Raw genomic sequence first — 19,133 nt, 5'->3', positions numbered from 1 at the left:
ATGCTGAGAATCCTGATTGCCGATGATCATTCCCTCTTCCGACGCGGGGTCAAGGACCTGCTGGCCGATGGCTTGGAAGACGTCACCGTCGGGGAATGCGCCAATGCGTATGACCTGATGGAACAGGTCCGTCAAAAACAGTGGGACCTAGTCATTCTCGATATTGGAATGCCGGGCACGACGGGTACCGACGCCCTCAGACTTCTCAAGGCTGAACGGCCCGGTTTGCCGGTCATCGTATTGAGCATGCATCCGGAGGACCAGTATGCCGTCAGAATGTTCAAAGCAGGGGCAAATGCGTATCTGACCAAGGCGAGTGCGCCGGAGGAATTGGTCACGGCTGTGAAGAAGGTCAGTGCCGGCGGACAATATGTCGGGATCGCTCTTGGAGAAAAACTCGTCTATATGCTTCGTCCCGGTCATGACGGCCCGCTGCATGATCTCCTATCCGATCGCGAATACGAGGTCATGCGATTTCTCGCTTCGGGCAAGACCGTGTCCGAAATTGCCGATACCATGCATTTGGGAGTGACGACGGTCAGCACATACAGATCCCGCATTCTCGAAAAACTTCATCTGAAAAACAACGCCGAGCTGATGCATTATGCCCTCCGGCAAGGCCTCGCGTAATCCCAGTTCGCCGGCTTCTCGCTTGTAGTCTAAACCATGACATGACGTAGTATCAGCTACGGCGCCAGAATAGTGATGAACCCGATGTTTCTGGGTGTCTGGGACAGATATATACCCTACCCTCACTGCTCGTACGGTGAGATGGTCTCTGTCAAAGGAGGACCATATCAGACGGGGAGAAGGAGGGATTCCTATGGTGAGCGAGACGGGCATCCAATCAGCTATCCAATCAAATCTGCTCGAGCAGGGCCCATGCTCCCTCCAGGTGCTGCTCGATCGTCTTCCACAGTTCTCGTGGAGTGAAATGTTTGCCGCCATCGACCACCTGAGCCGTGAAGGCAATCTTGTCCTTCGACATCCAAGTCAATTCGAATATGAGCTGTCGATGGGGCCGGTTCAGATGTCCCGAAATACTTCAGAGCGGCCGTCTACGTTCCACGCGCGCCAGACTGTTCCTCGCTGAAGCGAGCCGGTCGCGGCGTCATCATGCACGAGTTTCAGCTGAAAGTCGAAAAGAAGGAGATCCCGGGATGATACAAATGGTACAGCAGGATTATGCGGCCGCTCCTGAGTTATGCGTAGAGGACGTCGTACAGACCGAAGGGCCCGGTATCATGGTTTTTTCCCCCGTTCTCGATCTGCTTCACATGAATCGCCGAGCCGTGAAACTCATTCGTGAATTCCTCCCTGGATCTGTGTCTTCCACCCGCCCCGTCAGCGCGGCGGAAACTCTCCCGCCGCCTCTTTCGTACTTGGCCGGAAAGATCATTGGAATGCTGCAGGAACATGACGAGATGGGGGACCGATCGGAGTGCACGGTTTCCTATCTCGCCGCGACGTTGACCACGAGAGTGTTGATTCGATGTCTTGGACTTCCGGGTCGGAAGGCGTCTGAAGAAAGTCGCATCGTGTTCATACTGACTGAAAGCGGCCATCGGTCCGATATTCCGACTTCCCCGACGTTGACGGGCCATTCGATTTGATCCTTCAGCGCATATCTTCTCTTCCCACTCCAACCTCGCCAGTGTCGTGAGGTTCCACCCTCGTCCCCATCCTTTCCTTACGCTCCATTGTCGTGCCTAACCGTTCAGCATCTGCCGTTTCGTCGGCAGTCTGAGAGGTGCCCGTGCGGTTACGTCCCAGGAGGTATGCTCGCCGCCATCGATCTGGTACGCACGACCTGATGCAGTTGGTCTGCACGCCTGGACTCCTAAGCTATTGACAGACGAGGCCCTTCTTCGTAGGCTCTGCGCGCCCATGCGGTTGCTATCGGCAACATTCCGGTATCCAAAGGGGTGTTAGATGCGTCTCGATACGATCCATCGCCGATGGGCGATTCCTTCGTTGATCATGGCGGCCCTGTTAAGCGCTGGCTGCCCCCGCATTCTGTACCTCAACTATCAACCATCCACTTCGGTAAGGGGGAGCGGAGAAGTCCAGGTCGATACGTTTGTGTACGCGGGTCATCCCACGGGGCTCATGAAACGGAAGGAGGTGGAGTCCTCCGGATCGGATTCGGAAGCGCTGTTTCTGTCACAGGACATCGCCGTATTTTTTACGAACGCCGTAAAAGACGAGTTGACTTTTGCCGGCTATACCGTGCAATCGAGTGCCGCTCGGGTCGTGTCCGGGACCATCAAACAATTCTATCTTGAATACGTGGGAGCTCAGGACCAGCATTTTCAACTCGATGTGGACTTTCATGTGACGGGGCATGATGCCGCCGGTAACTTCGAGACTTCGTGCGAAATCGACCGTCGGCAGACGAGAGACTGGATGAAGACTGGAATCTTGATCGAGGGAGGCATCAGAGAATGCATCGCGATATTCATGAACAAGGTCCGGACCGCCGGCGTGTTGCAACCAGGGAGCCCATGAGAATGGATCGACAAGGCAACCGTGTGCCGGGCTACGCCTTGCTGGTGTGTCTCTGTGTGGCCATCGGATGCAGTCCCGTCCCGAGAAAGTACCTCCGGGATGCCGTACCGAACGTCACGCTCGTCTCGCTGCAAACGACTCCAGACCTTTACCGCAATCGGCTGGTGATCATGGGAGCGGTTCTTCTGGAGGAGGAACACAGGGACGGAGCCCTCTGGTTACACGTGAAAAACAGACCCCTCGACCAGGACTATCGACCACAACTTCCTCCCAGCGTGAACGATCCCGAAGCCGGGTGGTATTGGATCGTCGTGGGCAGTCAGGATGCCTTTCGGAGCGCGCGCCAGCATTGGGTCGACATGACCGTCGTCGGCCGTGTCGCCGGTCTGGCGCCTGGCAAGGAACCTGTACTGAACATGGTATATGTAAGAGGATGGGGGCGACAGTCCGATCACGATGGAGTGTGGGAAGAGCTGGTCGATGCCAACTACATTCCATTTGTACCATCCGAGGTCAAGGGTGAACTTGGCCAATAGCATGACCCGTCTCATCGACAGCGACTTCTGATCAGCCGTCGAGTCCGTCCGGCATCCGCTACGAGGCGAATGTCGTGCCTCTGTTCGTAGTAAGCCGGCAGGGGCCAAGGCAAGGAATACATGAGCAGTGCGTTGATGTACGACCGTCTGCAGTTCGCGGCCACCGCGTCATTTCACTATCTTTTCCCGCAATTGACGATGGGGCTGGCGCTGCTCTTGGTGTATTTCCGAACCAGAGCGCTTGCGACGGGTGATGACCACTTCCACCGGGTCTCAAGATTTTGGACGAAGATCTTTGCCCTGAGCTTCGCCTTCGGCGTGGTGACCGGGATCCCATTGGAGTTTCAGTTCGGAACGAATTGGGCAAAGTTTTCGAATTTCGCCGGAGGGGTCATCGGCCAGACACTGGCCATGGAAGGACTGTTTGCGTTTTTTCTGGAGTCGTCGTTCCTGGGGATTTTGCTGTTCGGCGACCCCCGTTTCAGCCGGAAGATGCTCTGGTTTGCAACGGTCATGCTTTTTCTCGGTTCATGGTTGTCCGGCTACTTCATTCTCGCGACCAATGCCTGGATGCAGCACCCTGTGGCCTACTCCGTGGCTGATGACGGGCGCTTGTTCGTGAACAGCCTCTGGGGACTGCTTACCAATCCCTGGCTCTTCTGGCAATTCGCTCACAATATGACGGCGGCCCTGGTGACCGGCGCGTTTGTCGTGACGGCGTGTGGCGCGTTTTACCTCCTTTCGGGGCAGTATCACGAATATGCCAAAACGTTCGTCAAGACGGGCGTCATGGTTGGAAGTCTCGCGACGGTGCTGATGGCATTTCCAACCGGACACGAAAATGCCCGTCAGGTGTTTGAACATCAGCCGGTCAAAGGTGCTGCATTCGAGGGGTTGTTCAAGACCGAACGAGGCGCCGGTATGACCTTGGTAGGGCAGCCGAACGTCGAAACCATGACGATCGACAACCCACTCACCATACCCGACGCCTTGAGTTTCCTCGTCTACGAGGACCTATATGCTCAAGTCAAAGGGCTCGACGCGTTTCCACGGGAGTTGTGGCCGGACAATCTTCCGCTGTTGTATTACTCCTACCACATCATGGCAGGCCTCGGGACGATCCTCATCGGTATTATGGGTCTTGCCCTGCTCTGGCTCCTGAGCGGGCGCCTGTTTACCTCCACGTGGCTGTTGTGGGCACTGATGCTGGCCGTACCTTTTCCCTACATTGCCACGACTGCCGGGTGGATGACCGCAGAGCTTGGACGTCAGCCCTGGCTGGTCTATGGTTTGCTGCGGACCGCAGAAGGCGCATCGCCTCTTGTGCATTCGGGTAATGCGTTGTTTACGCTGCTCGGATTTCTTGGAATCTATCTCGTGCTCGGATTGCTCTTCTTGTTCCTGGTCGCGGAAACCATCCGCCATGGACCGACAGAGCCACCCCACACACCGGCAGTCCCGGAACCATCGGGCTCACACGCCTAAAGGGGGCACATGGAAACATTCTGGTACATCGCCGTGACCTTCATGCTCGCGATGTACATCGTACTCGATGGGTATGATTTCGGCGTTGGCTTCATCTATCCATTCGTGGCGCGGACGGAGTCTGAGCGGCGGGCGGCACTCACCGCCATCGGGCCGGTGTGGACGGGCAATGAGGTTTGGCTGATCGGGGCCGGAGGAACGCTGTTTTTTGCATTTCCGAAGGCCTATGCTGCCGGCTTCAGCGGATTTTACTTGGCACTGATCATCGTGCTGTGGCTGCTGATCGCACGGGGACTGGCGCTTGAATTGCGCGGTCATCTGGATCATCCCGTCTGGCGGCAATTGTGGGACCTGGCGCTCATGGCCTCCAGTACGATGCTGGCCCTTGTATTCGGTGCAGCGCTGGGGAATTTGATCCGCGGGGTGCCGCTCAATCGGGACGGCTATTTCTTTGTGGCACTCTGGACTGATTTCCTCACAGGTCCAAACCCCGGTATCCTCGATTGGTTCACCCTCCTGACCGCCGCGACCAGCCTGGCCATACTGGGTATGCACGGCGCTAGTTATCTGGCGATGAAAACCGATGGAGAATTGCGCCGGCGGGCCAGACGTATGGCCGCGGCCGCGAGTTGGGTTTCTGCCGCCTTCATCGCGCTAGTCATGGCGGCGATCGCACTCGTCCGGCCGTCATTCCACCTGAACTACGAGCAACATCCTGCCGGATTCTTTTTCCCTCTTGCCGGGGTGTGCGCCGTGGCCGCCACCATATTCCTGAGAAAACCGGAGCAGGAGGCTGCCGCATTCTCAGCCTCAAGCGCGCTGATTCTGTTCATGCTTACCGGTATTGCATGGGGTACCTATCCGAACATTTTGATCGCGACGACCGACCCGTCTTATAGTTTGACGGTCACTAATGCCATAGCAGGATCATACGGTCTCCAGATCGGCTTACAGTGGTTCATGGTCGCTTTTCCTCTTCTCGTGATCTATCAAGTTTATCTGCACCGGCTTTTCAGGGGGAAAGTCGGGTCCAATTCCTCCTATTGAATCTGGCGGCAGTGCCGAGCGATTCCTTAGCAGGCTGTTGAAAAATTGTTTTGGACCCCGGAAAAACACAGAGCCGGGTATGATCGCTGATCGGGTCGGAAGAGCTCACAGGATGTTCAAAAAGGCTGCTGTTCTCACCCAGCCAGCCCCGGCGATTCCATTTCCACCCTCCCACCCACCGATTGCTTTGCAATCGTTATCCCGCAACGCGCCGTTCCGCGGGCAAGGCCGCAGCGAGGTCCGCGGCGCGAAGAATAATGAGCGCCACGGTTGCGGATGGGCGCGCGAGTCGGTGAGCGCCCAGTGTCTTGAGGCGAAGCGTAGCCTTTTGCACCCGCCCGCCCACCGACTGCGGGGCAGTCGTTTTCCCAGGTCTCACCCGCCGCCCTGAGCGGCCAAAGCCGCTCTTGCCCGGGGCCGTATGCTGAGCCTCTGAGGTTCACGCCGTGCCGAATAAGGCACGGCACGCCTGTGAACGCCGCCGAGATAGTGAGACGGCAGTGTCCCGCGAGAACAAAGCCTGGTGAAGACGTGTCTTGGCACGTCCGGGCGGGCGGGTGACATGAGCGACTTTTTCAACATCCTGCTAGTATCAAATATCGATCCGACGCGTTGGCCAACGCATTGGAAGGACGGTCTCGTCACGGTTGATCCACATAACGTATGGGAGATGCGGATGTCTGTGATGCTTAGACCCACAGGCGCCCAGTGAAGGCGCGCTGTGGGCCGTAGAAACGCTAACGGGAACGCGGTTTCGCCATATCGATGACCTTGTTTTCCGTGTCGATCAACAGGATCACGTTGTCTCCTTTCTGAAGTGCGGCAAATTTCTGATGCAGGTTGTCGCGAACCTCATAAGAGTTTTTTGATCCCGACGGTGTCTGAATGGTAATCCGGTTGGCATGCAGCGGGTCGACGATCATTCCATCTACCTGATTGTGCGGCGCCTTGATCGGTGATTTCCGCTCAGGCTGATGGTGCGCTTGTTTCGCCGCCTGGACGTCGGTGAAGGTGGCATCCGCAATCTGTCCGGTTTCGTCAATCAGAAATATGGCCGATATGCCGACCGGAATCGCTGCCAGTTTACTGCGGACTTGGGAACGGATCGGAAACGAAGTTTCTGTTCCGTCTGATGTGATCACCGCGGTTTCTTGACCCACCGCCAGCGCTTGGGCGATCGCCCCTTTCACGATTTCATGCTGACTCGTTCCTGTGTCTGCCGAGTGGAAATCGACGACCAGGTTCTGCTCATTCAACACGATGATCACGCGATCTCCTACAGCAATTGGAGCGGAACTCTTTTCCTGCGCCTGCTTGAGGGGAACAAAACGCGGTTGTACTTCCCCGATGTCTATTTTTATTTGATCTGCGGTAACCGCCTGGACTGTCCCTAAGACGGGGCGCTGCTCCGAAAGAAGCGCTCCGACTTCCTGTTTCTCAATTACGTCACTTGCCATCGCGATTGATACCATCAACAGAGAGCCCGTCCAGAAGGCCAAAGCCGCAGCAGCCGGCGCGGTCGTGGATCTCATCATTTTCATCATGCCCATGCGAAAGACTTCTTTCATGACAACTCCTTTCATGTGATCAATGCCGTAAGCGCTCTATCAACGGTACTGAAGCAAGAGATGAGCCGTTGGGACTCGATCGTGGTTTTTCGTGAACATATGCGGCTGAACGTGACGAGGTCGCTCATGATGCTTGTGACTGGGCACAGAGTGAGCGGACAACTTGCTATTTAGAGACATTTTCTCTCTCCTGGTCATTTGTCTGCTGGTGGGACCATTGCATGCAGCGAAGGAAGATGGTGAACGAGGTGCCAAAGGTCTGGGCAAGTATTCAAGGGGAGCAAGGGGAGATGGGTGGGGTGGAAACTCAACTTGGTCAGCGGTACAACAAGAAACCCTCCCGGTCACGGATCCTGATCCCATTTTGGCAAAAGAAGAGAGCCTGATGAGGATGCACCCCAAGAAGGGATCCGCCGACAAAAGAGCCGCCGGCGGAAGAGCCTGAGAGAGGAATCGATCCGGTTAGCCAATAGCAGGTCGAATAGTCCGAATACGTAAGGGGAAAAAATGAGGGACGATTTGTCTGCTAGGCGACATATTGTCTCTAATCATTCGAAATAAAATTTACCATGTGACTGATCTATAAGTGGTTTTTTGCAATACATGAAGGTGCGATTTTTGCACATTTCTTTGGCGAGTACGTATGTTCTGTCCTCCTTTCTGACCAGCAGAGCATATTAGACCTATTCTCCAAGCCAGTGAGTTAAAAGAGTTATCTATCATACGATTCATTCCCAGAATTATATTTTTTGCCACAGATTTGAGTAGGAGATTTTTATGTTTATGGCGAGTACGCGACCATTCTCACCAATCACCAAGCCAACGGAAACTCAGCCGTCTGTCATCGCCGCACTCATGCCCGACTTCACGTCAGCGTCGGAAGCTGTCAAAGAATTGAAAGAAAATGGCGTTCCTGAAAACCGAATCGGTCTCGCTATGAGGCATACGGAGTCCTTGGACCAGGTAGCCACTCCACCGTCCCCCGAGGAGGATGCAGCACGTGGTGCCATGGCTGGTGCTATGGTAGGTGGCCTGGCTGGTTTGTTGACAGCAACCGGCCTGATCGTTATCCCTGGGCTTACGCCATTGGTAGCCGGTGGCATGCTTGCCTCCGCGCTAGGCTTAACCGGTGCATCAGTCGTAACTGGAGCCGGTGTAGGGGCGGCCACGGGCGGATTGGTCGGGAGCCTCGTCAGCATCAACATGCCGGAATCTACTGCACGGCAATACGACCAGGCAGTGAACGAGGGGAAAATTCTCATTACAGTCACCGCAGATAATAGGGCAGACCATAACGCGGTCGTTATCCGTGACCTATTGGCGCGACACGGAGGATCGAGTGCATTCGGGTAATGTAAAAGCTTGTAAGGCCATTTCTTCATTGCGTCGTGAGGCTGATTACCTGTGGCGGGGACCGATGTATATCGGACTGCTCACGCTGGTCATATGCGTTGGAGTCATGGCCGCCATGCCGCAAGGGATAATCGCTCAAGGCCCTGGCCCGACGGATCCGACGCCCAAACCATCAGGCCCGGGACCAACGTCACCTACGCCGGCTCCAAACCCTGTGCCGAATCCTGCTCCCGTTCCGCATCCAGTGCCATCTCCATCCCCGTCACCCGGTTCTGGTTCTCCTGGCCAAGGCCAGCCATAGCCGGTTTGGGCTCTCATACCGCTTCGTCTCTCTCTTTTCCTTCGACAGCCCATCGGTCGCTCCTGCGTGCTGAAAGCAGATCCCTCCTTTCCTTTATGTACAGGGCTTCAGCGAAGGGGTTCCCCTCTGTAAGATATGCGGCTGGAGTACGACATACCTCCGCACGCTTATACATGAGGTCAACATGAATCCGCCAAGATCTGCAAAGCCCGCTGACCGCGGTTCGAGTGAACATCTTGATCATGCGGGACAGTCTTCCTCCATGAGAACCTCTGCCCAGCTGCAAGTCTATCGTCACGCGCTTCCGGTACGGATCGGCCATTGGCTCAATGTCGTTTGCCTTTCCATTCTGATCATGAGCGGGCTGCAAATCTTCAACGCGCATCCGGCTCTCTACTGGGGTGATCGATCGGATCGAGAACGTCCGTTGTTATCGATTCTCCCGGTACGGGGAAACAACGGCGAGGTACGGGGCATCACGACCGTTTTGGGGTTCCAATTCGATACGACCGGGGTGCTCGGATACTCGGATCATAGCGGCCGGGCGTTTCCCGCCTGGGCGACCCTTCCAGGGCCCAGATGGCTGGCAATGGGACGGCAATGGCATCTGCTGTTCGCATGGGTGTTCGTGATCAATGGGTTGATCTTCACAGCGTATGCCATCATCGGCAGGCACTTCACGCGGGATCTGCTTCCCACCGGTCGAGATCTTCGCACAATCGGACAAGCGCTCAAAGATCATCTGGTCTTGAGACACCCCAGGGTAGAAGAGGCCAAACACTACAATGTTTTGCAGAAAATCGCCTACGTGGCAGTCATATTCCTGTTGGCTCCGTTGATCGTGTTGACCGGCCTCACCATGTCGCCCACCGTCGATGCGGCCTTCCCCTGGCTGCTTACGATGTTCGGCGGGAGGCAAGCTGCTCGCACGATTCATTTCTTGGCCTGTTTCAGCTTCGTGGGATTCATCCTCGTGCATATCACGCAGGTTATCATCTCGGGATTTTTCAACAATGTTCGATCGATGATCACCGGCTGGTTCATGATCAAGACCGAACAAGGAGCGCGACATGAAGTCTGAGCGGCCAATCAAGCGCAGGGAATTCTTGAAAGGCGCTGCGGGGGCGGCGGGAGCGCTCGCCGTTTCAGGGTGCGACAATCTCACCGCGAGCGACTGGTTTCCCAAGATCATGCATGCCACGGAACACTTGACCGGTCTGGTGCAGGGAATCATCACGCCGGCGGATGCCTTGGCCAAGGAATATACAGAGGCGGACATCTCCAGCGTATTTCCAGCCAATGGGAACACGGACCCGGGGACAGCCGAATATGCCGGACATATGAGACAGAATTTTTCTAAATGGACGGTGGAGATCGGCGGCTTGGTCGATCGCCCTCACGCATGGTCGCTGGTCGCACTAAAGGCGATGCCGGCGCGCACTCAAATCACCCGGCATGATTGCGTCGAAGGCTGGAGCGCGATCGGCAAATGGACCGGCGTGCCGTTGGGCGACCTGCTGCGGTCGGCGGGACCGCGCTCCAACGCACGGTATGTGATGTTTCATTGTGCCGACATCGATGACCAAGGGATTTCCTACTATGAAAGCATGGCCCTGGCGGATTGCTTTCACCCTCAGACGATCTTGGCATATGACCTGAATGGACGGTCCCTCGACGTGGCACACGGCGCTCCGTTGCGACTCCGGGTCGAGCGTCAGCTCGGATACAAGCACGCGAAGTATGTTGCCAAGATCGTGGTGGTCGATACGTTTGAACCCATCGGAGGAGGAAAAGGAGGCTATTGGGAAGATCAAGGTTATGAATGGTATGCAGGTATCTAGCTGATCTGCTTGTCATTGCAGCAGCGAGAGCAGGCCTGCCCGTCCTAAGGCTGTTGAATCTCAGGAGATTTCTCTCGTACAATCGACCCCCACGGGACCCCCGGGGACCAGCCTTCCGATGAGATCTGTAGAGACGGCACAAGGCGTCCTCAGGACGCACGCCTCTTCGCATGACGATCTCGTATTTTCCATTACAGGGCCGCTCGATGCCAGGACTACAGGGCAGGCCTGGCGGACTGCACTCGAACGGCTGACCGCTTCCAATCCCTCCAAGTTGATCATCGACGCACGTGGGCTGACCTATTGTGACGGAGCCGGGGCGGCTCTCCTGTTGGAGCTGCGGCGTCGGCAGCAACTGAGAAAGGGAACTTTCGAAATCCGCTCCCTCGATGCCGGGTGCCGCGCGCTGATCGATTTGTACGGACCCAAGGGAGAGGAACGTCCGGATCCTCCCTCGCCGGTCGAATCGATATTCGAACAGATCGGGCGTGCAACTGTGACGCTTGCACAGGACACGATGGCGCTTATCGCCTTTGTCGGAGAGTTATGCGTGGCGATGGGAAGGGCATGCCGGCATCCGGGTTTGGTCCGCTGGAGCGATGCATTCTGGACTGCGGAACTCGTGGGGGTGAACGCCTTGCCGATCGTAGCCCTGCTGGGTTTTCTTCTCGGGTTGATCATGGCGTTTCAGGCCGCAATCCCCATGCGTCAGTTCGGAGCAGATATCTATGTGGCGAATTTGATCGGGCTTTCGATGCTCCGTGAACTCGGGCCGCTGCTGACCGCCATCATTCTGGCCGGCCGCTCCGGATCCGCCTTCGCGGCGGAGTTGGGAACCATGAAGGTCAGCGAGGAAATCGATGCCCTGACGACGATGGGGTTGGAGCCGGTGGGGTTTCTGGTGGTGCCTCGCGTCATTGCCGCCGTGGCCATGACGCCCCTGCTCGCAGTGTGGGCGGCATTCCTTGGATTGGTTGGCGGAGCGGTCGTCATGCGGTCGCTGGGGTTTCCTCTCGTGACCTATGTCATTCAGGTGACGTCCGCCGTGACCATCGGCGATATGGTGGGCGGCCTGTGCAAAGCATTCGTCTTCGGCATTGTCGTGGCAGCCGTAGGGTGTCTGCGGGGCCTGCAGACGAGGAGCGGAGCCAGCGCCGTCGGAGAGTCCACCACCAGCGCGGTTGTAAGCGGGCTGGTGTTGATCACGATCGTGGATGGCGTGTTCGCAGTCGTATTTTATTATCTGGATCTCTAGGTCGATCATGACCGATCGTGACGAATTGACACCGATCATTCAGGTCGAGAACTTCACGGCGGCGTACCAGGACACCGTCATCTTGAAAAACTTGACGTTCACGGTCAACGCGGGAGAAATTTTCGTCATTCTGGGCGGGTCCGGGTCCGGGAAGAGCACGCTCCTCAAACATATGATCGGTTTATACAGGCCCGCTGCCGGTTCGATTTTCATTGAGGGCGAAGATCTCGCAGCGGCCGAGGGATCGAAGCGATTGAAGATTCTGGGAAAGTTCGGTGTGATGTACCAGCATGGAGCGCTATTCGGATCGATGACTCTGGTCGAGAACGTGCGGTTGCCGCTCGAAGAGTATACCGACTTGCCCGACGAGGCCATCGAAACCATCGCCTTGATGAAACTGAACCTGGTCGGGTTGGGCCCTGCCGCCCACAAATTGCCGGACGAGATCAGCGGCGGAATGAAAAAGCGCGCGGCGATTGCCAGAGCCATGGCACTTGATCCGCGCATCCTCTTTCTGGACGAGCCGTCCGCGGGCCTGGACCCCATTACGGCGGCCGAGCTGGATCAGCTCATTTTGACCTTGGCCAAACATCTAAAGGTGACGTTCGTCGTCGTGACACATGAACTGCCGAGCATCGATGCGATCGCCGACCGCGTGATCATGCTGGACGGTCGCACGAAGAGCATCATTGCGGAGGGGAAACCGGCGGAGTTGCGGGCTCACTCGCCAGACCCCAGGGTCCGACAATTCTTCAACCGTGCCGCCACGCCGGCGGCGTGAGCCGGTCGAGATGACGGACGATCAGGAGGCGTACCGCGCGTTCTCTCGATGAAACAAAAAGCTCATTTCTTCAAAATCGGATTATTCGTCACCGGTGCGATGAGTCTGGCACTTGCCGCCGTGATCATCCTCGGCGCCGGCAAGTGGTTTGAGAAAAAGATTCTGGTCGAGACCTATTTCTCCGAATCCGTCCAGGGGCTCGAAGTCGGCGCCCCGGTGCGGCTGCGGGGCGTGCATGTCGGACGTGTGGAGGCGATCAAGCTGGCGAGGGAGGAATATCGAATTCCTCTCGATATGTCCGGGGGGATGTTTCCGACCAAGGGCCTCGTGATCGTGCGGATGTCGATCCGCCCCAGCATCGCGGCGTATTTTCCGGAGATCGAAGAGGACAAACTGATGGCGATGGCGGTGGATGCGGGATTCCGCTTCCGATTGGGATCGCAAGGGATCACCGGGGTGCTGTACATCGAATCGGAATTTCTCGATCCCGAACGCTACCCCCCGATGACACTTGCCTGGAAGCCGAACACTCCGTATATTCCCTCGGCTCCCAGCACGATCTCGGAGCTGGGTGCCGACCTCCGTTCGATCACAAGACAGTTCGAGAAGATCGAGCTTGATAAAATTGTATCGGACCTGGATGTCATGATCACGTCCGTGACGCAATTGGTCAAGCATATCGAGTCCGACCAGATCATTACGGAGGCGAAGCACTTAATTGGAGAATTGCGTGGAGCGGTGCAGGAGACTCGCCACGTGCTCGACAATCCCCACCTCAGGCAAGCGCTCACGGACTCCGCAGCGGCCATGCAGGATTTCCGGAAGGCGTCCGCAGATCTTAGCCATACGACCAAAGACGTCCGGCAAGCCATGGCGCAGCTGCCGGACGTGATGGTTCGTCTCAGAAAGAGCATGCGCGGGGTGGACAGTTTCATCATGTCGAAAGGTGAATCCGTCGATGACCTCCTCGACAGTTTACGGTCGGTCTCTGATGAATTGAAATATCTGACGAAAAGCGTCGAGCAATATCCTTCGCAAGTGTTGTTCGGCGAAGCCCCGCCCAAGACCCATTCGGTGAAGCGATGACCATCCGACGCCATGCGGCCGGTGTGTGTCTTCTCCTCTGTATCACGCTGGGCGCGTGCGTGAATCTCAGCAAGACCTACGTGGAGAAGAAGTCGTTCGTCTTGCAGGTCACTTCGGAAGCGCGCGGCGTCGGAGCGGACACCGGAGTCGTGCTCAAAATCGGGAAATTTCGTATATCGCCGCTGTTCGCCGGCAGAGCGATGGTGTATCGCGTGTCGGAACTCCAATACGAAAATGATTTCTACGACGAATGGTTCGTCCCTCCGGGCGCATTACTGACGGAGCAGTTCCATGACTGGCTCTCCGCGAGCGGGCGGTTCCACTATGTGCTTGTCGGGTCCAATCATGTTGAACCAACGCATCTGCTGGACGGGAGCGTGGTGGAGTTTTATGGTGACTACCGCATCGGGGGTTCACCGAAAGCGGTGTTCGGGATTGAACTGCATCTCCTTGATGGCCTCCATGACCGGGGCATCGTATTTCGGCGCATTTATCGCAAAGAGGTTCCGATGCCTGCGGCATCTCCGGAGGCATTGGCGGACGGACTGACGCAGGCCGTTCGCCAGGTGCTGATGGATTTTGACCGCGACCTGGCGGGAGTGGATCTGACGGCCTCATCCTCTTCGAGCCGGTGAATGGTTGCGACGCAATACGTACGCGTCATCGATCGATGTGATCCACTCGCGGACGAGCCACAGCTGCCGGATGCTCGACGCAAATCGTCTGAAGGGAGAGCTATGGGCAAGTTGACAAGGATGGCCGTGACCGTGATGGGCTGCTGTCTGTTCGTGACGATGGCCGGGTGCGCGGCCGATACATCCAAGCGTGATGTCGCGGGTCCGTATCAGACCTGGGATGATGTCATCAAACGGTGGATCGGCGGCAAGACGCCGGATCTCTATATCGAGCTGGGTCCTCCCAACCTTCACCCCCACGAATTAGAAGATGGACGGACCGAAATGGTCTGGGATTTTGGTATCGATCGCATGCCCGGACAGGCGGATTACTACGATATCCTTCCTCTCTACGGCGGGAATCTCAATTGCCAGCTCCATTTCATCGCCGATAAGGAAGGCATCATCCAAGAGGGCCACCGGGTGGGATGCGAGTGACCAGGTGGTCTCCACATTCTTTCCGCCGTTTGCCAGAGACTCATGGATCTTCCGGCATATCAGTGGGTTATCCCGCATAACGGGTACCATTCGCTGGTTGTGCGGGCCACTGACCGATCAGGATGGTCCAGATTTTCAGAAGAACAGGATGCGTCTCCTGATGGAGCCTCCGATTAGAACGAGAGAGCAGTGACGGTTCGTTCTGGTATTTGAGAGTCCCGCACAATACTTCCGATCAGCTTGCAAGATCCCTCGTGTTGGTTCCATATTTTCCCTCTCTTTCCGTTGCCAAAACTTGACGTAGCCTTCGAACCCGCACTACACTGCAAATACCTGTATTTTTTCTGGAGGACCCCATGTCGGATTTGCGGGTCATTGGACAGCCCACGCGGTCATCGGGCGATGCGCGAGACAAGGAAATTGCCACAGCAGTTGAGCAACTTGCGTCGGGTTTCGAGAAACTCAGCCTGGCCATGAAGAGCCGGAGTTGGAGACGTGAAGGGCGGGCCGGACTAGGGCCGTTACAACGGCAAATACTGTCACTTTTACGATCAAAACAGGGTCAAATGGCCCAGGTGTCGGTGATTGCAAATGAACTAGTGGTCAGAATGCCGACAGCCTCCGAGGCGGTCGCGACCTTGGAACGGAAACGTCTGGTGCGCCGTCGCCGAACGGCGAGAGATGGTCGTGTCGTTACCGTGGAACTCACAGCGCGTGGTTTAAAAGCTTGCGGCGCGACCGCTGAGAAGCCCGATCATCTCGTGTCGGCGATCAGCATGCTGGAGCAGGCGGAACAGAGCATGCTTCTCAAAACGCTCGTCAAAGTCATCCGAACGTTGCAGGAACGAGGCGAAATATCCGTCGCGAGGATGTGTGTCTCCTGCCGTTTTTTCCAGCCACACCGCTATGAGGACGCCGATCAACCTCATCATTGTGAGTATGTCAACGCTCCATTTGGAGATCCTGCCCTGCGATTGGATTGCCGGGAGTTCGAACCGGCGGCGAGAGAGCAGGCGAGGGATGCCTGGCTCGTTTTCACAGGCGGACGATCGGCCATCGGATAATTCAGGTACACACCTTTCCTAAAGTAATCTGAGTGTGATGTAGTATGATGGCTGAACAAACATCGAAGGTACGTCCAGCGATGACGATGTTGCCCCAGTTCCCGCGCAAACATCCTCAAGACGAATGGCTTGGGGGCGAGTCTCACGTCCCCAATCTCAATCGGGAACTCCGAAGTCGTGCCAGACGCGATTGGGAACCGGTCTTTCCCTGGCTGGCCGGAAGTCTCTTCATCGCGGGTATGGCGGTCGGAGCCATGGCCGGGCTCTGGTTTTGCCGTTCACGCCGGGGTCGATAGCCGTCACGCTCGAACGTATTGCTCAGAACGATCCTACCGGAATAATTCGGCATCAGCTTCGATTTGTGCCAGAAGATCGTCCAGCGTCGCCTGCACGGCCCGTTCGATCGGATTCCGATCAGAGGCCGTGACCCATCGGACGATCGATCCCTTTTCCTCGGCTTCCGCAACATACGACGTAATCGGCGGTTTGCCTGTGGGACCGAGATCCGATTCCAATCGAACCGTGTATCGATATTCAGTCCTTGACCTCATCATGAGCCATGACTTGATGGAAAGCGTGAGTGCTCCATCGTTCCCCACCGACACAAACGTGCGGCGCTTTTCGACGTAGTCGATGATCGCCGCATGCAGGTCCTTCTTCGGCCATTCGAAGGCGGGAATGCCCGGCATGTGGTCGGCACCTTCGATGGCGAGAAACGGGATTTGAATCCGGACGGAGGACGGAATCGTTTGCACAGCCTGCACGGAAGGACTTGGGGAGACATGAATGTAATGTACGCATCCAAGACACAAGAAGACAGAGACACAAAGAGGAAGCGAAATCACCCGAGCGCCGATGGAACGGTTGTTCACGGATTTGTCGACGCGGGGGTTGGCTCAAGGATCTCGAGGTCCTTGAGGGCGCGTGCCGCCTGTTCACGGACCTGCTGATCGGTGGGATTGGTGTAGGTGTCGATCACTCGTTGATATGTCGCGCGTGCTTGCGGATACTGCTTCTTGATTGCGAAATACTGTCCGAGCGCCAGCCAGTTTGACGCTGCGGCTTCGTTAGCCGTTTTCATCATCGCAAATTCCCGGGTGGCTTCGTTGGAGTTCCGCTGCGCAGCGCGCTTCTTGACCGTCTCTCCCATCTGGCTCGCCATCGCTTCAATCTGTTCATTCTCGCGAATGGCGGCCTCAACCCGGTTGGCCTTGAGATAGGTGTAAAACGCTTCGGAATGATCTTTCACAAGATCGGTACGATCTTGATACGTGTCATGTGCGCAAGAAGTGAAGGATAGAGTGCCGCAGAACAATAGGAGCAGACGCCACGACCCGGACCCGGTCCATATAGAGCTTACCGTTGCCCCCATAGCTCCTCTCCTTCTGCGTGGGAAGGGCCGTATCCTACTCCATGTGAGCTCAAAACGCGACTGGCCGCCGCCGTCTAGTGACACCAGAGTGAGAAATGTGGTAAGTCTCAAAGCGATCTGCACTAGCCTCCTCTCGTCCCCATCGTCTAGCCTGGCCTAGGACGCCGGCCTTTCAAGCCGGCAACACGGGTTCGAATCCCGTTGGGGACACCACGCACTGGGGAGCAAAGATTCACCACCATTTTCGAGAAGCGGTAGGTAGCTGCCGGTCCCTACGATCCGGTACTTCCTCTTGTCTCCAACCTGTGCAGTTTCGAACCGTAGCGGCTGGTCAAGAAGGACTCTGAGTAGGCGGCGGGCTGAGGAGATGTGCCGTTCCAGGAGCCCTCTCATATTCGCAAGCCGTGCCTTCAGCTCCCGCTTGAACCGAGGCTCATCGAGGGACGAGACCGACACGTCTACGAAGAACGTATTCCCAATATTTTCGATATGTCGCTGCATATGCCATCGTAATAAGAGTTCCGCTCACCGCGCGCGTCCTAATTTCATCGGCTCTCATTGAATGACAGACCAGGAGTGTTGAAAGCGTGAGATGCCGTGGTACGTGAAAGTCCAATCAATCTCGCAAGGGTTTGGTGCGCCAACGCCGCTGTCGAGCATCCCCATCGTGCGGGGCGCCTTCCTGCCCCTAATGGACTGAAGTTTATAGATCGTGCGAGGTATCTGGCGGGCGGCTATTGCTAGGGTCACGATCTCCATGCCATAGTCCCGGCCAAACTGCGGCATTCATAGGACTCTTGCAGTGGCACCTAGCGATTTCCTGCAACTTTTTCAGCCCCACTCCCAAGACTTAGAGCGCTTCCTGTTAAGAAAGATTGGCTGTGCAGCGACGGCAGCAGATGTATTCCAAGAGACCTGGCTGCGAATCGTCAAGCTGGATCCAAAGCGAACAGTCGAGAACCCGCGTGCGCTCCTCTTCCGGATCGCTGCCAACCTTGTCACAGACCATTATCGCCGCTCCTCAAAAGAAGCCGCCCATCTAGTCGAAAACGGTCTGACGATCGACATTCCGGATGACGCACCGTCTGCCGAAACTGAGATTTTCAGCAGGCAGCAATACGAGGCGTTATTAGCTGCCGTTGCTGATCTTCCGCCAAAGCGGCGTGCCGTCTTCATCATGAATAAGTTCGAACATAAAACGTACAGTGAGATTGCGGTGGAACTGGGCGTTTCGGAAAGTACCGTGATGAAGCAAATGATCAAGGCAATAGCGTTTTGCAAGGATCGAGTTGATAAGGCTGGCGGTGATATCTGAAGGATGTGAGATGGATGGAAAGGGAATCGCCCAGCAGGCTGTTGAAAAACTGTTTTGGACCCCAGAAAACACAGAGCTGGCATGATCGCTGATCGGGTCGGAAGAGCTCACAGGGTGTTCAAAAAGGCCTTCCGGCAAGGCCGCAGCGAGCGAAGAGGCGAATCGTACTCTCTGCCGTACGCTGAGCCTCTGAACGATGCGAGAACGCAGCCGGAGGACTTTTTCAACATCCTGCTAGTGTGCTGTCCCAGAAATTCCTTTGTGGTGAGCTTGTTGAATCATGAACGGAAGTCATTGAAACTGCATGCGCTTCGACGGGTTCAAGGCGAACGGGTTATGAACGAAATTTGTGGGACGCCACACTAGGTCTAATCCATAGATGACGAACCATTGAGACTCACGACCATGCCAAAGTCCTCAGATAAAGCGATGCTCCAGAAATCAACGGCAGAAGCCATTAAGTGGCATATTCAGTCTCACGGCAGTTCGTTTGGGCCAAAAGACCAGCG

The 19,133-nt window shown here is 56.2% G+C and carries 22 protein-coding genes and 1 tRNA gene; 19 read left to right on the top strand and 4 right to left on the bottom strand.

Annotated elements, in window-relative coordinates; genetic code table 11:
• From W02_RS08295 to cydB, 7 genes are all read left to right on the top strand, one after another.
• Complete coding sequence (locus tag W02_RS08295; protein WP_173046630.1) at positions 1 to 630, top strand: response regulator transcription factor; 630 nt, start codon at positions 1 to 3, stop codon at positions 628 to 630.
• A 193-nt stretch (positions 631 to 823) separates the two neighbouring features.
• Complete coding sequence (locus tag W02_RS08290) at positions 824 to 1,093, top strand: hypothetical protein (protein ID WP_173046628.1); 270 nt, start codon at positions 824 to 826, stop codon at positions 1,091 to 1,093.
• Between the two features lie 67 nt (positions 1,094 to 1,160).
• Entirely contained in the window at positions 1,161 to 1,613 is a 453-nt protein-coding gene (locus W02_RS08285) for a hypothetical protein (RefSeq protein WP_173046626.1), read from the top strand.
• A gap of 319 nt (positions 1,614 to 1,932) precedes the next feature.
• Positions 1,933 to 2,508, top strand: coding sequence for a hypothetical protein (locus W02_RS08280; RefSeq protein ID WP_173046624.1), 576 nt, complete (start codon positions 1,933 to 1,935; stop codon positions 2,506 to 2,508).
• Between the two features lie 2 nt (positions 2,509 to 2,510).
• Complete coding sequence (locus W02_RS08275; RefSeq protein ID WP_173046622.1) at positions 2,511 to 3,044, top strand: Slp family lipoprotein; 534 nt, start codon at positions 2,511 to 2,513, stop codon at positions 3,042 to 3,044.
• Positions 3,045 to 3,164: 120 nt separating this feature from the next.
• Complete coding sequence (locus tag W02_RS08270; RefSeq protein WP_173046620.1) at positions 3,165 to 4,529, top strand: cytochrome ubiquinol oxidase subunit I; 1,365 nt, start codon at positions 3,165 to 3,167, stop codon at positions 4,527 to 4,529.
• Positions 4,530 to 4,538: 9 nt separating this feature from the next.
• Positions 4,539 to 5,576 carry a cytochrome d ubiquinol oxidase subunit II gene (cydB, locus tag W02_RS08265; RefSeq protein WP_173046618.1) on the top strand — a complete coding sequence of 346 codons (1,038 nt, stop codon included), beginning with the start codon at positions 4,539 to 4,541 and terminating at the stop codon, positions 5,574 to 5,576.
• A gap of 196 nt (positions 5,577 to 5,772) precedes the next feature.
• Here the strand turns inward: cydB and W02_RS08260 are convergent, their stop codons facing one another.
• Positions 5,773 to 5,955: a hypothetical protein gene (locus tag W02_RS08260; RefSeq protein ID WP_173046616.1), complete on the bottom strand. Its 183-nt coding sequence runs from the start codon at positions 5,953 to 5,955 to the stop codon at positions 5,773 to 5,775.
• 358 nt (positions 5,956 to 6,313) lie between these two features.
• Complete coding sequence (locus tag W02_RS08255) at positions 6,314 to 7,144, bottom strand: hypothetical protein (protein ID WP_173046614.1); 831 nt, start codon at positions 7,142 to 7,144, stop codon at positions 6,314 to 6,316.
• A gap of 777 nt (positions 7,145 to 7,921) precedes the next feature.
• On the opposite strand from W02_RS08255, the gene W02_RS08250 reads away from it, so the two are divergent.
• The 10 genes from W02_RS08250 to W02_RS08205 all read left to right on the top strand — a co-directional run bounded on the left by W02_RS08250 (position 7,922) and on the right by W02_RS08205 (position 16,233).
• The gene (locus W02_RS08250) at positions 7,922 to 8,497 is read left to right on the top strand and encodes a hypothetical protein (RefSeq protein WP_173046612.1); all 576 of its coding nucleotides are present in this window, start codon (positions 7,922 to 7,924) and stop codon (positions 8,495 to 8,497) included.
• Positions 8,498 to 9,060: 563 nt separating this feature from the next.
• Positions 9,061 to 9,879, top strand: a complete 819-nt coding sequence (locus W02_RS08245; RefSeq protein WP_173046610.1) for a cytochrome b/b6 domain-containing protein — start codon at positions 9,061 to 9,063, stop codon at positions 9,877 to 9,879.
• The gene (locus tag W02_RS08240) at positions 9,869 to 10,639 is read left to right on the top strand and encodes a molybdopterin-dependent oxidoreductase (protein WP_173046608.1); all 771 of its coding nucleotides are present in this window, start codon (positions 9,869 to 9,871) and stop codon (positions 10,637 to 10,639) included. The genes W02_RS08245 and W02_RS08240 overlap by 11 nt, the downstream gene beginning before the upstream one ends.
• A gap of 118 nt (positions 10,640 to 10,757) precedes the next feature.
• On the top strand, positions 10,758 to 11,894 hold the full coding sequence (locus tag W02_RS08235; protein ID WP_173046606.1) for an ABC transporter permease: 1,137 nt from the start codon (positions 10,758 to 10,760) through the stop codon (positions 11,892 to 11,894).
• A 7-nt stretch (positions 11,895 to 11,901) separates the two neighbouring features.
• Positions 11,902 to 12,675 carry an ABC transporter ATP-binding protein gene (locus tag W02_RS08230; RefSeq protein ID WP_173046604.1) on the top strand — a complete coding sequence of 258 codons (774 nt, stop codon included), beginning with the start codon at positions 11,902 to 11,904 and terminating at the stop codon, positions 12,673 to 12,675.
• Between the two features lie 48 nt (positions 12,676 to 12,723).
• Positions 12,724 to 13,761 carry an MlaD family protein gene (locus W02_RS08225; protein WP_173046595.1) on the top strand — a complete coding sequence of 346 codons (1,038 nt, stop codon included), beginning with the start codon at positions 12,724 to 12,726 and terminating at the stop codon, positions 13,759 to 13,761.
• Positions 13,758 to 14,396, top strand: coding sequence for an ABC-type transport auxiliary lipoprotein family protein (locus tag W02_RS08220; RefSeq protein WP_173046593.1), 639 nt, complete (start codon positions 13,758 to 13,760; stop codon positions 14,394 to 14,396). The genes W02_RS08225 and W02_RS08220 overlap by 4 nt, the downstream gene beginning before the upstream one ends.
• Before the next feature lie 102 nt (positions 14,397 to 14,498).
• Positions 14,499 to 14,873 carry a hypothetical protein gene (locus W02_RS08215; protein ID WP_173046591.1) on the top strand — a complete coding sequence of 125 codons (375 nt, stop codon included), beginning with the start codon at positions 14,499 to 14,501 and terminating at the stop codon, positions 14,871 to 14,873.
• Positions 14,874 to 15,229: 356 nt separating this feature from the next.
• Positions 15,230 to 15,937, top strand: a complete 708-nt coding sequence (locus W02_RS08210; RefSeq protein WP_173046588.1) for a winged helix DNA-binding protein — start codon at positions 15,230 to 15,232, stop codon at positions 15,935 to 15,937.
• 80 nt (positions 15,938 to 16,017) lie between these two features.
• Positions 16,018 to 16,233, top strand: coding sequence for a hypothetical protein (locus W02_RS08205; protein WP_173046586.1), 216 nt, complete (start codon positions 16,018 to 16,020; stop codon positions 16,231 to 16,233).
• 33 nt (positions 16,234 to 16,266) lie between these two features.
• Here W02_RS08205 and W02_RS08200 read toward each other — a convergent pair whose 3' ends face one another.
• Together W02_RS08200 and W02_RS08195 are read right to left on the bottom strand one after the other, a co-directional pair.
• Positions 16,267 to 16,701 carry a hypothetical protein gene (locus W02_RS08200; protein ID WP_173046584.1) on the bottom strand — a complete coding sequence of 145 codons (435 nt, stop codon included), beginning with the start codon at positions 16,699 to 16,701 and terminating at the stop codon, positions 16,267 to 16,269.
• 104 nt (positions 16,702 to 16,805) lie between these two features.
• Positions 16,806 to 17,309, bottom strand: coding sequence for a hypothetical protein (locus W02_RS08195; RefSeq protein WP_173046582.1), 504 nt, complete (start codon positions 17,307 to 17,309; stop codon positions 16,806 to 16,808).
• Positions 17,310 to 17,444: 135 nt separating this feature from the next.
• Here W02_RS08195 and W02_RS08190 point away from each other — a divergent pair.
• Both W02_RS08190 and W02_RS08185 read left to right on the top strand, forming a co-directional pair.
• Positions 17,445 to 17,522 (top strand) — tRNA-Glu (locus tag W02_RS08190).
• A gap of 589 nt (positions 17,523 to 18,111) precedes the next feature.
• Positions 18,112 to 18,624 carry an RNA polymerase sigma factor gene (locus W02_RS08185; protein ID WP_173046580.1) on the top strand — a complete coding sequence of 171 codons (513 nt, stop codon included), beginning with the start codon at positions 18,112 to 18,114 and terminating at the stop codon, positions 18,622 to 18,624.
• Positions 18,625 to 19,133 lie beyond the last annotated feature (509 nt).

The sequence above is a fragment of the Nitrospira sp. KM1 genome, assembly GCF_011405515.1.
Lineage (GTDB): Bacteria > Nitrospirota > Nitrospiria > Nitrospirales > Nitrospiraceae > Nitrospira_C.
The sequence above is the reverse complement of the archived record's forward strand: the minus strand, read 5'-3'. Positions and strand labels throughout refer to the sequence as shown.